Raw genomic sequence first — 14151 nt, forward strand, 5'->3', positions numbered from 1 at the left:
GATTAAACAATCGGCCCCCCGCCACCCGAACGCCGGCACCTATGTTCGTTCTGCTTGTTGCGTTGTCGCTATTTGGCCGGGATACGATTCTGGTCCAAGCTGAGCCGCCAGGCACCGTTCCGGCATTTCCGGCGGTCAGTTCGTCGCCCGCGGCGGGCACCTCGGGCATCGCAACCTTGGCGCCTTCGCTCCCAATGTCACCGTTGTTGGGGGCTGGAGCGGTGCCAAGTCTGGCGTCCGACACCACGCCACGCCGTCCGCGCGTGAAAGCGGTGGAATACAGCGACCTGTACGAGACGCGCGTCGCGATTCATAAATTTGCGAGCTACGCGACGATTCCGTTGTTCATCGGTCAGTACCTCACGGGGCAGACGTTGGTCACCAAGGGGACGGACAGTCCTCAATGGGTGAAGAGTGTGCATCCCATGCTCGCGACCGGCGTAGCGGCGCTGTTTGCCGCCAATACCGTCACCGGGGCCTGGAACTGGTGGGATTCGCGTGCGGACCCCGCTGGGCGCACGTGGCGCACCGTGCACTCTGCGCTCATGCTGCTCTCGGACGCCGGATTTGTGTATGTCGGCTCGATTTCAGAAGAAGCAAAATATTCTGGGTCGGCGCGTGACCGACATCGGTCCGCCGCGATCATTTCTGGTAGCACCGCGCTGCTCTCGTATGTGATGATGCTCTCGCCCTTCCGGCAGGATTGACGATGTCGGACGCGACGACAGGACGCTGCAGCGGTTGCGGCGGACTCGACCGCCGTACCTTCCTGTCGCAGGCGACGCTTGCGACGGTGGCGGCGTTGCTCGCCGACGCATGCGGAACCGGCGTGTGGGATCCAGTCTCGCCGCAGGCGAACGTGGTGCCGTCGAGCGGGCTGAGTTTTCGGTTGGCCGACTATCCTGCGCTCGCCAGCGTGGGTGGGATGGTGACGGTCCACACGGCGACTGGTGGGCCGATGGCACTCGTCCGATCGGCGACGAGTACTTTTGTCGCGCTGTCGTTGGTTTGCCCGCACCAGGGGACGACGGTGACGGTGCAGGGTAGCGGCTTCTTCTGCCCGAATCACGGCGCCAAGTTTTCGGCGACCGGTGTGTGGACCGGTGGTCAGGCGACGGCCAATCTCACATCGTACCCGGTGACCTACGACGCGGCGGCCGGCACGCTGGTGATTGCGGCGCCGGCGCAGACCACGCCAGCGACGCCTGTGGCGAACGGTTCGCAGTTACTCGTCACGCTGGCAAATGTGCCGGCGCTGGCGGTGGTGGGTGGAATCGCCCGTGTGGATGGCAACTCCTCGCGGCCGGTGGCGCTCGTGCGTACGGCGCAGAGTAGCTATGTGGCCCTGTCGATGCGTTGCCCGCACCAGGGGGCCACGGTGTCCATTCAGGGTGGCGCCTTCAACTGCTCGCGGCACGGGGCGCGCTTTTCTTCCACGGGGCAGTGGCTCAGCGGCCAGCGGACGTCGAACCTCACGCAACTGGCGGCCGTGTATGACGCAACAAAGGGGACCGTCACGATTACGGTGACAGGGGCGGGAACCACCTCGGGCGGCGAACGGGACCCCTAGTATTTCGCCGGATTGAACAGGCTGCGGCTGTTTCGCGTCTATATATTTGACCTCGCGTCGCGCCGATCCCTCCCCGGCCGCGTCGCCGACCTGCACTGGGACTCACGATGTCGATTGTTCAGACGATTGCGGACGCCGCAAAGCCATGGGCGGATATCTATTCGCACTCCAAAGCTGTTTCTGCCGCGGTCACCTACGCGCACCTCGGGGCGTTATTGATCGGCGGCGGGTTTGCGGTGGCCTCGGATCGCGCGGCGTTGCGTGCCCGCACGGCGGACGCCGATGAGCGCCGTCGCGTGCTGCGTGACTTTGCTGGTATTCACCGCCCGGTAGTGGCCGCGATGAGCATCATGGTGGTGAGCGGCCTGCTCATGATGCTGGCTGACGCCGAGACCTTTTTGGTGTCGCCGGTGTATTGGCTGAAGATCGGGCTCTTTGTGGTGTTGCTCGCCAACGGCTACAACGTGATGCGTACGGAGCAACGGCTCAGTCTCGACCCGTCGCCGTCGAATCCGCTCTGGAAACGGTTCACGATGGGAGCGGTCGCAAGCCTCGTGCTCTGGCTGACGACGACGCTCGTTGGCGTCGTGTTGGTAAGCGCCAGCTAACCGGGGATGACCACGTTGAAACCAGAACACAACCGCGAGAGCGGAGCGTCCTGCACGAGTTGTGACGTGGGGCGGCGCATGTTCTTGCGTGATGCCGCCACCGCCGTGGCGTTGCTCGCCGTTGCCGGCACACCGGCGGCGGCGCTGCCCGTGCGCTTCATTGAATCGCTGGGGCGCGCAGGGAAAGAGGTGACCTATCCCATTCCGGCCGCCGACGGCGTGAACGTGGACAAGGACAACGACGCGTTCATTGTGCGTACGGCGGGCAAGGTGTTCGTGATGGCGGTGACCTGTCCGCACCAGAACAGCGCGCTCAAGTGGCTCGACGGCGATCGGCGTTTTCAGTGCCCGAAGCACAAATCCAAGTACACGGCCGAAGGCGTGTTTATCGAAGGGCGTGCGACGCGTTCGATGGATCGCTTTGCGGTGCGCAAGGCGGGCACTACGGTGGTGGCCGATCTCGACAAGCTGTACGAAGAGGACCAGGATGGTGCCAAGTGGAAAGAGGCGTTCATCCCGGCGTAATATCCGGCGGCGCGGCGCGGAGCGGCGCGCCGCGGTAGCGATGCGAGTCGGGTGATAGAAAGACAGAAGGGGCGCCGTCTCAGACGGCGCCCCTTCTTATTGCTAGTGCAGATTGCCTACTCTTCGATCGGCAGCGGCACGGATAGTTTGCCGCTCTCCAGCGCTGCGAGGGCGAGCGCGGAGAGGCGCGCGTCCTGATTCTTTTCGAGCGCACGTACCGCGCGCCGTGCGCGCCGCATGGCCATCGGCACGAAGATGCGCGTATGGTCGATGTCGGCCGCGGCACCGGCCTCGCCCTTCGCGGCGATCGCGGAGGTGGCGCGTGCGAGTGCGGCGGTCGAGAGGTAAATGTCGATCACCGCGTTGGCCATCCGCTCCTGGAGGAACTGGCGCTCGATGATATTCTTGCCATGCTCAATGAGTGCCTTCTCAACGTTCAGCGCGAGGTCGTGGATCACCGTGGTGACCATGTCGGCCTCCTCGGAGAACATCGGGTGCATCTTCGTGAACTCGGGCTTCACGAGCTGACGTTTGACGCGCCCGCCGATGTACGAGCCGATAGCGCCGAGCGAGTTGATGGGATCCTTGAAGGCCTTGCCGATGGCCTTGAGGTGCTCGCCGGGCTGCTGTAGGCCGCTCAGCGCGATGAGTGCGCGCAAGATTTCGTTGGTGCCCTCAAAAATCAGATTGATGCGCGAGTCGCGCAACGCGCGCTCGTACGGGTAATCTTTGGAGTAGCCGATGCCGCCGGCAATCTGCTGGGCGTCGCTGGAGGCGCGAAAGACGAGTTCCGATCCATACACTTTGCACGCCGCCGTCTCAAGCGAAAAATCGATGCCGCCGCGGTCCACCATCGCGGCCGTGAGCATCCAACCGGCATCCGAGGCATAAATATCGGCGGCGCCAATGGCGAACTTGCGCTGGAGCATTTCAAACGAGCCGATGGGGCGCCCGAACTGTTCGCGTTGTTTGGCGTAGGCCAGCGCCATTTCCAGCACCCGTTGTGCGCCGCGCGTGGAGGCGGCGGCGAGGCCAAGGCGGCCGCTATTGAGAATCTCGAGGGCGATTTTGAAACCGTGCCCCACATCGCCGATGCGGTCTTCGACCGGCACTTTCACATTGACGAAGCTGATGGTGCGTGTGTCGCTGGCTTTGATTCCCATCTTTTGCTCAGCGGCACCTAGCGTGATGCCGGCGGCGTGCGCATCCACGATGAACGCGGTGACGCGCTGCTTGATCTTGCCGTCCACCTCGACGGCCACTTTTGCGAAGACGGTGAAGAGGCCCGCGTAGCCGGCGTTGGAGATCCAGATTTTTTCGCCGTTCAGCAGGTAGTGCGTGCCGTCGGCGCTGAGTTCGGCGGTGGTGCGCATGGACTGCGCGTCGGAACCGGAGCCGGCTTCGGTGAGGCAGAAGGCAGCGATGGTTTCGCCGGTGGCGCACTTAGGAAGCCAGCGCTGCTTTTGATCGTCGGTGCCAAAGAGCGTAATCCCCTTGCAGCCGATGGATTGGTGCGCGCCGAAGTACACGCAAAGCGCCGCGTCGGTGGCGCCGACCTCGGCGAACATTCGGCTAAAGAACATCGCGCTGGCGCCGAAGCCGCCGTAGGCCTCTGGGATCCCGAGTCCCATCAGCCCCAGTTCGGCCATCCCGTGACGAACCTCGTCGGAGAATTTGCCGTCGTGGTCGAGCTTGGCGGAGTCCACGGTATCGGCCGCCCAAGAGCGGAAGGCATCGAGGACAGCGGCGAGATTTTCCTTTTCATCCTTCGCCATCTCAGGAAACGGGAAGATCAGATCTTCACGAATTTCGCCGAGAAAAAGTCCCTTGGTGAACGAAGGGTTGCGATCGGGATCTGCGAGATGGGCGGTCATCGGTCGGTACGGTGCGGGGGAACGAACCGGGCATCCCCGCTGGGATGCCCGTTCGGGGTACTGTGTATGGAATCTAGAACGACTCGCCGCCGGCGTGTGGTTGCCGGTTAGCGTTCGAGCTTGAATCCCGGCTCCAGCGCCGGTCGCTTGGGGACGTTGGCCACGTACCAGCCCGTGAGGTACATCCACTGCGTCATCCGGGTGAGCTTGGCGTAGTCAATGCGCGAGGGCTCGTCCCGGGGCGTGTGGTAGTCCGGGTGCAGGTTGGTGGAGTATTCGATCGCCGGCACGTTGAGTCGCGCGTAGGGGAGGTGATCGCTTCGGAAGTACCACCCTTCGGGGTGCGTCGGGCGATCCCAGATAGAATCCAGTTGGAACTTGCCCGTCTTGGCATTGGCCGCGAGGGCCATCGCGACAAGCTCGCTGGAGTTCAGGTGCGGCGGCTGAATGCCCATGATCGACGCGGAATCTGGATTATTTCGGCCGATCATGTCGCCGTTGAGCACGGCCACAATCTGCGTGAGCGGGACCACGGGATGTGCGGCATGCCAGCGCGAGCCGAGCAGGCCGCGTTCCTCGGAGCCGTGATAGACGAAGAGCACGGAGCGTTTGCCCGGATTCTTGACGAAGGCGCGGGCCGTGGCGAGGAGTGCGACGCTCACCGAGCCGTTGTCGTCGGCGCCGTTCCAGACGGAGTCGCCGGCCATTTCGTAGCGGACGCCATCGTGGTCTTGGTGCGAGCTATACAGGACGTACTCATCGCGCAGCTTGGGGTCAGTTCCGCGAATGACACCCACGACGTTCACCGACGGAGCGTCGAATCGCTCCACGCGCAAATGGATTTCTGCCGCCGCGCCGCCGCTGCGAAGAGCGGGAAGCATCGACTGACGGACAAGCAAAACAGCTGCTGGAGCGGTACCGCCGGCTCCACCGCGTCCTCCCCCTGCGCCGCCTGCCGCGGCATTGCCGCCGCGTCCCGCACCCGGAGCTCCGGCGGTAGTCACGGCGAACCGCGGTACGCCTCCCTCGACGTCATAGGCGCCGCGCGCCCGCATCACGGACGCGGCGGTGAACCCGACGTCCGTAATCGAATCGGCGATGATAATGAGCCCGGCGGCTCCGCGGCCTCGAAAGCGATTCACCGTCGCGGTGAGTGCGGCCGTGGCATAGCGGTACTCAAACGAATAGGTGCCGACCTCCCGCACCGGCTGCGCGGGCGCCGACATCGTCACGACGGCAATCTTGCCGTGCAGGTCGATGGTGGAATCGCTTCCGTCGCCGGCAAAGATGGTAAGACCCACGGCGTCTGCTTCGGCGTTTCCGTTCGGCACGACATCGGTCCACAGCGCCGGGGTGAGCGCGCCAATCTTCACCGAGCTGGCCACGGTGGAGATGCGCGTGCGGCGCATGTTCCACCACTGGTAATAGGTGCCGTTTTCGCCGGCGGGCTTTACGCCAATCGTGCGAAGTTCGTCGGCGAGCCAGGCGGAGGCGCGCAGTTCGTCGAGCGTGCCGCCCTCGCGGCCGCGCATGGCGTCGCCGGCCATCGCGTAGAGGTCACGTTTGAGATCGCTTTCGCGAATGGCGGCCATCGCCGCGGCGGGAGCGTCCGGATACTTGGTGACGGCTTTGGTGCCCTGCGCCGCAAGCGGAGCGGCCACAGCAAGGCAAGTAACGAAGAGAGAGAGGCGCATGGTTTGTGGCTAGGGTTACGGCGTGACCGAGGGACCAGCGGGAAGGTGTTCTTTGAGATAGCGCGTGAGCAAGGTGTAGAGGTGCACGGTGGTGCCGCGCCCCTCGTAAATACCGTGCGTACGGTTGGGATACTCCATCATCGTAAACGGCTTATTGGCCGCCACGAGCGCATTGATGAGCTGCTCGGTGCCCTGAAAGTGCACGTTGTCGTCGCCAGAACCGTGTACCACGAGCAGGTCGCCCTTGAGCCCGTTCACGTAATTGATGGCCGAGGCGTCGTGGTAGGCGAGCGAATCGGTGGTGGGAAGCCCGACGTAGCGTTCCTGATAGATGGTGTCGTAGTTGCGCACGTCAGCCACCGGCGCGACCGACATGCCCATGCGATACACATTTGGTGCGCGGAACATGAGGAGGAGCGTGGATGACCCGCCGCCGCTCCATCCCCAGACGCCAATGCGCGTAGAGTCCACATACGGCCGTCGGCCGATGGCGAGTGCCGCCGCTGACTGTTCCTTCACGCGGAGCGCGCCAATCTGATTGAGCACGGCTTTCCGCCAGTCGCGTCCCTTGGGCGCTGGTGTGCCGCGGCTATCTACGCTGGCGACGATGTAGCCCTGCTGTGTGAGCATCAGGTGCCAGAGCCAACGCGATCCGCTCCACGCATCGGTCACCGTCTGCGCGGCGGGCTCGCCGTATACGTAGAACAGCACGGGATATTTTTTGGCGGGATCAAAATCGGCGGGCTTCATCATCCAGCCGTCGAGCTTTACGCCCCCGCCGACCTCCACCTGAAAGAATTCCTGCGGTCCGGTCTTGAGCGTCGCAAGCTTGGCCTTGAGCGCGTCGTTCGTCACCAGCGTGCGCACGACGGTGTGCGAGGGAAGCCGCACGACGTCGGTGCTCGGCGGCACGCCCCACGAGCTTAAGGAATGGACGGCCCACGCGCCACCGGGCGCGAGGTCGTAGCTATGCACGCCGCGCGCGGCGGCGGGGGTGAGGCGCTCCGGCGTGCCGGTGCCGTCGAGTTTGCTGCGCCAGAGTGAGAGCTGCGTGGCATTCTCCGGCGAGCCTTCGTAATAGAGCCAGCCGCCCTTGCTGTCGATGCTGACCACGCGCATGACATCGTACGCGCCCTTGGTGACGAGCCGCGTGCTGCCATCGCGATCCACGACGTATGCGTGGCGCCAGCCATCGCGCTCGCTCAGCCAGAAGAACGACTTGCCGCCGTCGAACCAATGCAGCGACGGACCAGGGCCATAGCCGACGTGGTCATCCGAGATGTCGAGCCAGGCGCTGTCTTTTTCCACGAGCACCGAACGCGCGGCGCCGGATGTGGCATTTGCAAACCAGAGCGTGTTCTGCGTTTGTCGGCGATTGAGTTGCTGCACTGCGACTTCGCTGGAGTTGGCGGCCCAGTCCATGCGCGCGAGGTAGTTGTTGCGCGGATCGCCGGGAATCTTGAGCCACGTGGTGGCGCCGCCATTGGCGCTCACCACACCGACGCGCGCCGCGGAGTTCGTAGTGCCGGCCTTGGGATACTGCACGGGCGTGACGAACGAATAGAGCGAATCGGTGTTATTGATCAGCAAGAAGTCCCGCACGCCTTTGGCGTCGAGCTGCCAATACGCGATGTGCGTACCGTCGGGACTCCAACGAAAGCCGTCACGCATGTAGAGTTCTTCTTCGTACACCCAGTCGAACGTGCCGTTGATCGTGGTGACCGAGCCGTCGCGCGTGAGCGGCGTGACGCGCCCATCGGCCAGCGATTCCACAAACAGATTGTGCTCGCGCACGTACGCGGCGCGCGTACCGTCGGGTGAGAACTTGGCAAACTGCAACGTGGAGGGCTTGGCGGCGGTGCCGCCGAGTTTGGCGAGGCGGTGCGAGGCAACGTCGAGCACCCAGAAATCGCCACGCGTGTTCTCGCGCCAGACGCGCGCGGAGTTGGTGAAGATCATGAGCTTGGCGTGATCGGCCGACCAGGCGTAATCCTCTAGCTCGAGCGGTTCGCTCGCGCCCTTTGGCGTGAGCTGTGCCGCGGTCACCAGCACACGCTTGTTGCCTGAGGCGGCGTCGTAGCGCACCAACTCTGCGCCTTTGCCTCCGGCTGCGGCTTCGACCGTGGTATAGGTGCTGTCGTCGAGCCAGCGGATTTGGCCAAAGCCAGCCGCGCGAAACTCACGGGACGCGAAGATGCGCTCCACGGTAAGCAACGCAGGATCGGCGGGCCGCTGCTGCGCCGCGAGCGGTGCAGCGAGCAGGATGGCAACGGTAACAAGCGTGCGGCGCATATGGATTTGGAAAAAGGGAAACGGCGTTAGTTCTTGGTGGCGAACGCTTTGAGGAGCGCGTACCCGTAGTCGGCGCCCGAGTCGAACTCTTTTACGATGATGCGTTCGTCGCGGCCGTGCGCACGGATGTCGTCACGGTCGAGGAAAATCGATGAAATGCCGTAGGTGAGCAGTCCGGCGTTGCGGAGCACGGCGCCGTCTGTGGCGCCGGTCTCCATCTGCGGCACTACGGGGACGCCGGGCCAAAACGCCTTGGTCACTCGTTCCACGGCTTGCATCACGTCGGGGCGGAGCGGCGATGGTGGGCTCGGCGTGGCGGGCGACACCACTGAGAACTTCACCTGCGAATCGGCCACAACTTTGCGCAACGTTTCGAGGACGTAGTCGCTCGACTCCTCGGGGAGAATGCGGCAGTTCACCGTGGCGCGTGCGCGCTGCGGCAGCGCGTTCTCAGCGTGACCACCCTCGAGCATAGTGGTGACGCAGGTGGTGCGCATCTGCGCGTTGTAGAACGGTGACCCTGCGGAGAGGCGCTTGACGGCAGCCGCGTCCGGTTTGGCCGCCACCACGAGGCGCAAATCGGCAGCAATCGCCGCGGGTTCAAAGTTGGCGGCACCCGCCAACGCACCACGCGTGACCGGGCTCAACGCTACTGGAAAATCGAAGGCTTGCAGGCGAACAAGTGCCGCACTGAGACGGTAAATGGGATTGTCGCGCGGGGGCAGCGAACTGTGCCCGCCCGCGCCGGTGACTTCCAGCTGATACGAAGCGTAGACTTTCTCGCTCGCCTGTACGGTGCGCATGATGCGCTTGCCCTTGAGGATGAGCGGATCGCCGCCGTCCACGTTCCAGCACCACTCGGCGTCAATCAAATCGCGGTGGTTGGCGAGCAGCCATTCCACGCCGCTGTAGTCGGGGTTTGATTCCTCACCGGCCGTGAGGGCGAGAATCACGTCGCGGTCCGGCGTGATACCATCGCGCTTCATTTGCAGGAAGGCCGCGACGAGCACGGCCGCGCCGTTCTTGATGTCGCTCGTACCGCGGCCGTAGAGGAAGCCGTCTTTTTCGGTAAGCGCGTAAGGCGGCAAGGTCCAGTCGCTCGGACGAGCGGTGACCACGTCGAGGTGCGCGAGCAGCAACAGCGGTTTGCGCGCACCGGTGCCGTGCAGGCGCGCGACGAGATTGTGATTCTTGGAGTTGGCCGGACCAATGACGTGCACGTCCGCGGCGGGGATGCCAGCGGCGAGGAGCCGTTTGGCAATGGCCTGTGCCGCGACCGTGGTGCTCCCCGAGTCGTGGTCAGTGTTGATGCCAATCAGTTCCGCGAGCACCTCGCGGGCCGTGACCTGCACATTGCTACGAACGGGAGACTGGGCCGGAAGCGCCGCGGCCGAAGCCAGCAGGGCGCCAATCAGAGAGGAGAGTCGCATCTATATAAGATACGACGCTCCGGCTAGCTCCGCCGCCCCGCCGCGTCGTTGATCATCTGTACTTCGGTCTCAGGGTTCCGCACCTGCAGAATGAGCTGGTCGTAGTCCTCGTGGTCGAGGTCCACGATGATCGTGTGGTCGGGGTGGTGGACGTCGTAAAACACCATCCGTCCCTTTCGGTAGAAGGTCCCGGCGGTGATGACCCCGGGGAGGTCGGAACCACCCAGCCTGACCCCATGCCACCATCCCTTAGCGGCCTCGTTGTCCACCCGGGCGCCCTTGATATGCGCTAACGGAATGTCGAGCCGGCTCTTGAGTGCCCAGAGCTTGTCCATGCCTTCGATTTCGAAGGTGATGGTGTCGCCGTGCACAGTGATTTCGACCATCGCTCGTTGCCTCAGAGGTAAAAGTCCAGACTGACGACAGGCTCCCAGTAATCTACTCGAGAATCAGTTCGTGTTTCACTTTGCTCCGCGTGACCCGAACCAGGGCAAGCAGGGGAACAATGGAAAGCACCAAGAGCGCAGCCAAGATGTACGTTCGCGAATAGGCAATCACACTGGCTTGTCCGGCAATCTGCCGATCGACGATGGCGAGGGCGCGTTGATGCGCGGTGACAAAATCGGCCCCGCGGCCCTGAAAGGCGCGCTCGAGCATTGAAATCCGCGCGAGGCTTGCGGGGTCAAAGCGCGTCACATGCTCGGTGAGCGTGGCCTTATAGAGCACCGTGTTGTATGACACCACGGTGGCAATGCCGGCAATGCCCAGCGATCCGCCCAGCTGACGAAAGAAATTAAAGAGCCCCGTTGCCTGCGGCAGTTCGATATGCGACAGGTCGGCGAGTGTGATGGTCGTGAGCGGCACGAACATCAGGCCGAGTCCGAAGCCGCGAATGATCAGCGGCCAAAAGAAATCACGGCTGCCACTATCGGCGGTGATGAGCGAGAGCTGCCACATCGCGCCCACGAACATGAGCGCTCCGGCGGCGACCAGTGCGCGCGGATCGTACCGCGCGTTGAGTCGCCCAGACACCACCATCGATAGGGCCGTCGCGGCCGCCCCGGGTAAAAGCACCATGCCCGTTTGCTGGGCGGTCATCCGGAGGTTGCCCTGCAGGAACACAGGGAGCGTGAAGACCGACGCAAAGAGCCCCATCCCCATCACGATGCCGAGGATGGTGCCAACCCACATTTGTCGGTGGCGCAGCACGCGGAAGTCGATCACCGGATGGTCAATCGTCAGTTCTCGCCACACGAGTGCCGTGCCCGATACGATGCTGAGAATGCCGAGGCCGATCATGATCCGTGAATCGAACCAGTCTTCGCGCTGTCCGTGCTCGAGCAGGTACTGCAGCGCGGCCACGCTCATGATGAGGAGCGCGATCCCTGTGTAGTCCACGCTCGGCGCCCGCCGGTGGTGCGGAGAATCGTGCACGTACTCGGCGATCATCATCGCGGCCAGGATGCCAAGGGGAACGTTGATATAGAAAATCCACGGCCAGTTGTAGTTGTCCGTGATCCATCCGCCGAGCGTGGGGCCGAGTGTGGGACCCACCATCACGCCTAGACCGAACAGTGCCATGGCGGTGCCCGCTTCTTTGCGCGGGAATGCCTCGAGCAGCACCACCTGCGACGTCGTCATCAGCGCGCCGCCGCCGATGCCTTGCACGATGCGCCAGAATATCAGCGCGCCCAGCGAATGCGAGGCGCCGCACATAAACGACGCGGCGGTGAACAGCAGCACAGACCCCACGAAGTAGCGCTTCCGCCCGAAAAACGACCCCAGCCACCCGGTGAGGGGAATGACAATCACCGAGGCGAGAATGTAGCCGGTGGACACCCAGGCGATTTCGTCGAGCGACGCGCCGAGGTTCCCCATCATGTCGGGGAGGGCGACATTCACAATGGACGCATCAATCACCTGCAGCAACGACGCCAACGTCACCGCGAACGCGATGATGTATTTATGTGGTTCGCCTTCGTCAGTTGCAGACATGCCGAATGATAAGCGCCAACCCGCGTGGCGGGCGTCCCCCTCGGTTTACCGGTGTACGAACTCCGCCTTGGCACGCGGGCCATTGGTAATGAAGTTCGATACGCCGATTCGCATATCCTCGGTGGCACAGCAGGCGCCGAACATCTCAGATTCAAACCGTAGCCCCTCGGCGAGCGGCTTGCGGCACCCTTCCACGATGGCGCGCGAGATGAGTGCGTCGGTCGCCGTGCTCAGGTGCCCGAGTTCCGCCGTGGGGAGCGTGTTGGGTGTTTCAATCGGGCCGCTGTTGATGGGGGTGAGCGTGACCTCACCGCGTACGGCGGAGCGAGCGAGCGCGATGGCCGCGGCCACCACATCGCCGTCCACTTCGGCGCGCACGAGCCCGCTCGCTACAGCGTCGCGACTGGAGAGGGTGTGACCGGTGCGTAGCATTTCGGCGGCCTTCTCTACGCCTACCAGACGCGGTAGCCGTTGTGTTGCGCCCGCGCCGGGCACGATGCCGAGGTTCGCCTCAGGCTGACCGATGGCCACGCTGAGTCCGGCGCGAATGAGGCGGGCGGTGCAGCACATGGCGAGCTCGTTCCCGCCGCCGAATGCCATACCGTTCATGGCGCAGATGACCGGTTTGCCGAGCTGTTCAAAAAGATTGCCCGGTACTTTGGACCGCTCGGAGGTGGTGACTCCGTCTGCCGGGCTCTTGATAGCGGCGAGGAAGTTCACGTCGGCGCCGGAGACAAAGGCCTTGGGGCCGAAGCCGGTGATCACAACGGCGGAGATGGCGGCATCGGTACGCAGCGCCATGGCGTGTGCGGTGAGCTGGTCGTAGACGTCGTCGTTGAGCGCGTTCAGCACTTTGGGGCGGCGGATAGTGAGCACCGCCACATCGCCGTCGTCGTGCCGAATGACATGTTCAATACGGAACGGTGTGCCAGCGGCGGCCTGTTCGGTGATGCAGCGCGGCACGGGGAATCCGGCATGCGTTGCGGCATACGCCTGCACGAGCGCGAGGGCGCGCTTGACGCCCATGCTGTTCATCATGGCAAAGGGCGCGCGCATGGCGAGCCCCGTTTCCACGCCCAGTTCGAGATCGGCGAGAGTGATGATCCCGCTGTCGAGGATTTCGCCCGCGAGGCCAAAGTAAGCGCCGAGCATGGTGTCGGCGATAGTGGCTTGCTGTGCGGCGGTCATCTCGACTTTTTCGTCGCGCTTGGGCACGTCCCACGGCTTGCCGGCGGCCATCGCCTCTTTCATGAGGCGTGGTGAGCGGAACCAGGCATTCAACTTCGACGTCATGACGTCGAGCGAATGGTTGGTAATGGGATTGCCGCCCGTGAGGTTCATGGCGGTGAAGGGGCCGACGCCGAGTCCGAGTGCGATTTTGGCGGCGGTGTCCACCTCTTTCACGGTGCCTAGGCCGTCTTCCACGGCAAGCGCGGCTGCGAGGAAGAGCCCTTCAAAGACCGGATTGACGGCATAGCCGAAGCGTCCGCCGACGAGCACGGGAATTTTGCCGATTTCTTCGTAGAGCCCCATGAGGGCGCGGGTGTGCACGGGGTTGGTGTCGCGTCCCGGCACAATCTCCACGAGCAGGTTTCGCTCGGCGGGGAAGAAATAGTGAATGACCGCGGTGCGGGCACGCGTGGTGGCGCCGAGCGCGCCGAAGATCTCCTCCGGTTCAATATGGGAGGAGTTGGAGGCGAGAATGGTGTTGGGTCCGCAGAGCGACTCAAGCTGCGTGAAGATGGCGCGCTTGATGTCGAGATTTTCGGTGGCCGCTTCAATCACGAGACTGGCGCCTGCAAGTTCGGCGTAGTCAGTGGTGAAGGTGAGGGCGGCGAGCATGGCGTCGGCGGCGGCCGGCTTGAAGGCGCCGGTCTCTCGGCCTTTCGCAATCTTTTGTTCGGCTTTCGCGCGTCCGCGGGCAACGGCGTCAGCGGAGACATCCACCACGACCACGGGGACGCCGTGGGCGTGGAATGCCTTGGCGAAGAAGAGGGCGATGTCGGGTCCGATATTGCCCGATCCGACGACGCCGATCTTGTCGATGCTGAGATCCCTGAAGCGGTAGCTCATGGCCTTGATTCTCCGGGCCCGCCGTCCGGCACGGCCACGGGGGCCGGCGGCGCGAGCCATCGATGACAGGGTAACCCCTATTGACGGTCG

The 14151-nt window shown here is 63.8% G+C and carries 11 protein-coding genes; 4 read left to right on the forward strand and 7 right to left on the reverse strand.

All coding sequences use genetic code 11. From position 1 onward, the window contains the following. Window positions 1–194 precede the first annotated feature (194 nt). From NTZ43_12615 to NTZ43_12630, 4 genes are all read left to right on the forward strand, one after another. Window positions 195–707: a hypothetical protein gene (locus NTZ43_12615; protein MCX5768053.1), complete on the forward strand. Its 513-nt coding sequence runs from the start codon at window positions 195–197 to the stop codon at window positions 705–707. Window positions 708–709: 2 nt separating this feature from the next. Beyond that, window positions 710–1570, forward strand: coding sequence for a Rieske (2Fe-2S) protein (locus NTZ43_12620; protein MCX5768054.1), 861 nt, complete (start codon window positions 710–712; stop codon window positions 1568–1570). A gap of 107 nt (window positions 1571–1677) precedes the next feature. After that, window positions 1678–2178, forward strand: a complete 501-nt coding sequence (locus NTZ43_12625; GenBank protein ID MCX5768055.1) for a hypothetical protein — start codon at window positions 1678–1680, stop codon at window positions 2176–2178. Window positions 2179–2184: 6 nt separating this feature from the next. Beyond that, window positions 2185–2703 carry a Rieske 2Fe-2S domain-containing protein gene (locus tag NTZ43_12630; protein MCX5768056.1) on the forward strand — a complete coding sequence of 173 codons (519 nt, stop codon included), beginning with the start codon at window positions 2185–2187 and terminating at the stop codon, window positions 2701–2703. Between the two features lie 116 nt (window positions 2704–2819). Here NTZ43_12630 and NTZ43_12635 read toward each other — a convergent pair whose 3' ends face one another. From NTZ43_12635 to NTZ43_12665, 7 genes are all read right to left on the reverse strand, one after another. Then, window positions 2820–4577, reverse strand: a complete 1758-nt coding sequence (locus NTZ43_12635; protein ID MCX5768057.1) for an acyl-CoA dehydrogenase family protein — start codon at window positions 4575–4577, stop codon at window positions 2820–2822. A 107-nt stretch (window positions 4578–4684) separates the two neighbouring features. Next, window positions 4685–6271 carry a M28 family peptidase gene (locus tag NTZ43_12640; GenBank protein MCX5768058.1) on the reverse strand — a complete coding sequence of 529 codons (1587 nt, stop codon included), beginning with the start codon at window positions 6269–6271 and terminating at the stop codon, window positions 4685–4687. A gap of 15 nt (window positions 6272–6286) precedes the next feature. Continuing rightward, window positions 6287–8563, reverse strand: a complete 2277-nt coding sequence (locus NTZ43_12645) for a DPP IV N-terminal domain-containing protein (GenBank protein MCX5768059.1) — start codon at window positions 8561–8563, stop codon at window positions 6287–6289. Between the two features lie 26 nt (window positions 8564–8589). Beyond that, window positions 8590–9993 (reverse strand): M20/M25/M40 family metallo-hydrolase, encoded by a 1404-nt coding sequence (locus NTZ43_12650; GenBank protein ID MCX5768060.1) that lies wholly within the window; start codon window positions 9991–9993, stop codon window positions 8590–8592. Between the two features lie 23 nt (window positions 9994–10016). Beyond that, window positions 10017–10379 carry a hypothetical protein gene (locus tag NTZ43_12655; protein ID MCX5768061.1) on the reverse strand — a complete coding sequence of 121 codons (363 nt, stop codon included), beginning with the start codon at window positions 10377–10379 and terminating at the stop codon, window positions 10017–10019. A gap of 52 nt (window positions 10380–10431) precedes the next feature. Continuing rightward, window positions 10432–11988, reverse strand: a complete 1557-nt coding sequence (locus NTZ43_12660; GenBank protein MCX5768062.1) for a DHA2 family efflux MFS transporter permease subunit — start codon at window positions 11986–11988, stop codon at window positions 10432–10434. Window positions 11989–12033: 45 nt separating this feature from the next. Next, entirely contained in the window at window positions 12034–14061 is a 2028-nt protein-coding gene (locus NTZ43_12665; protein ID MCX5768063.1) for a 3-hydroxyacyl-CoA dehydrogenase/enoyl-CoA hydratase family protein, read from the reverse strand. Window positions 14062–14151: the final 90 nt, after the last annotated feature.

The sequence above is a fragment of the Gemmatimonadota bacterium genome, from assembly GCA_026387915.1.
Lineage (GTDB): Bacteria > Gemmatimonadota > Gemmatimonadetes > Gemmatimonadales > Gemmatimonadaceae > Fen-1231.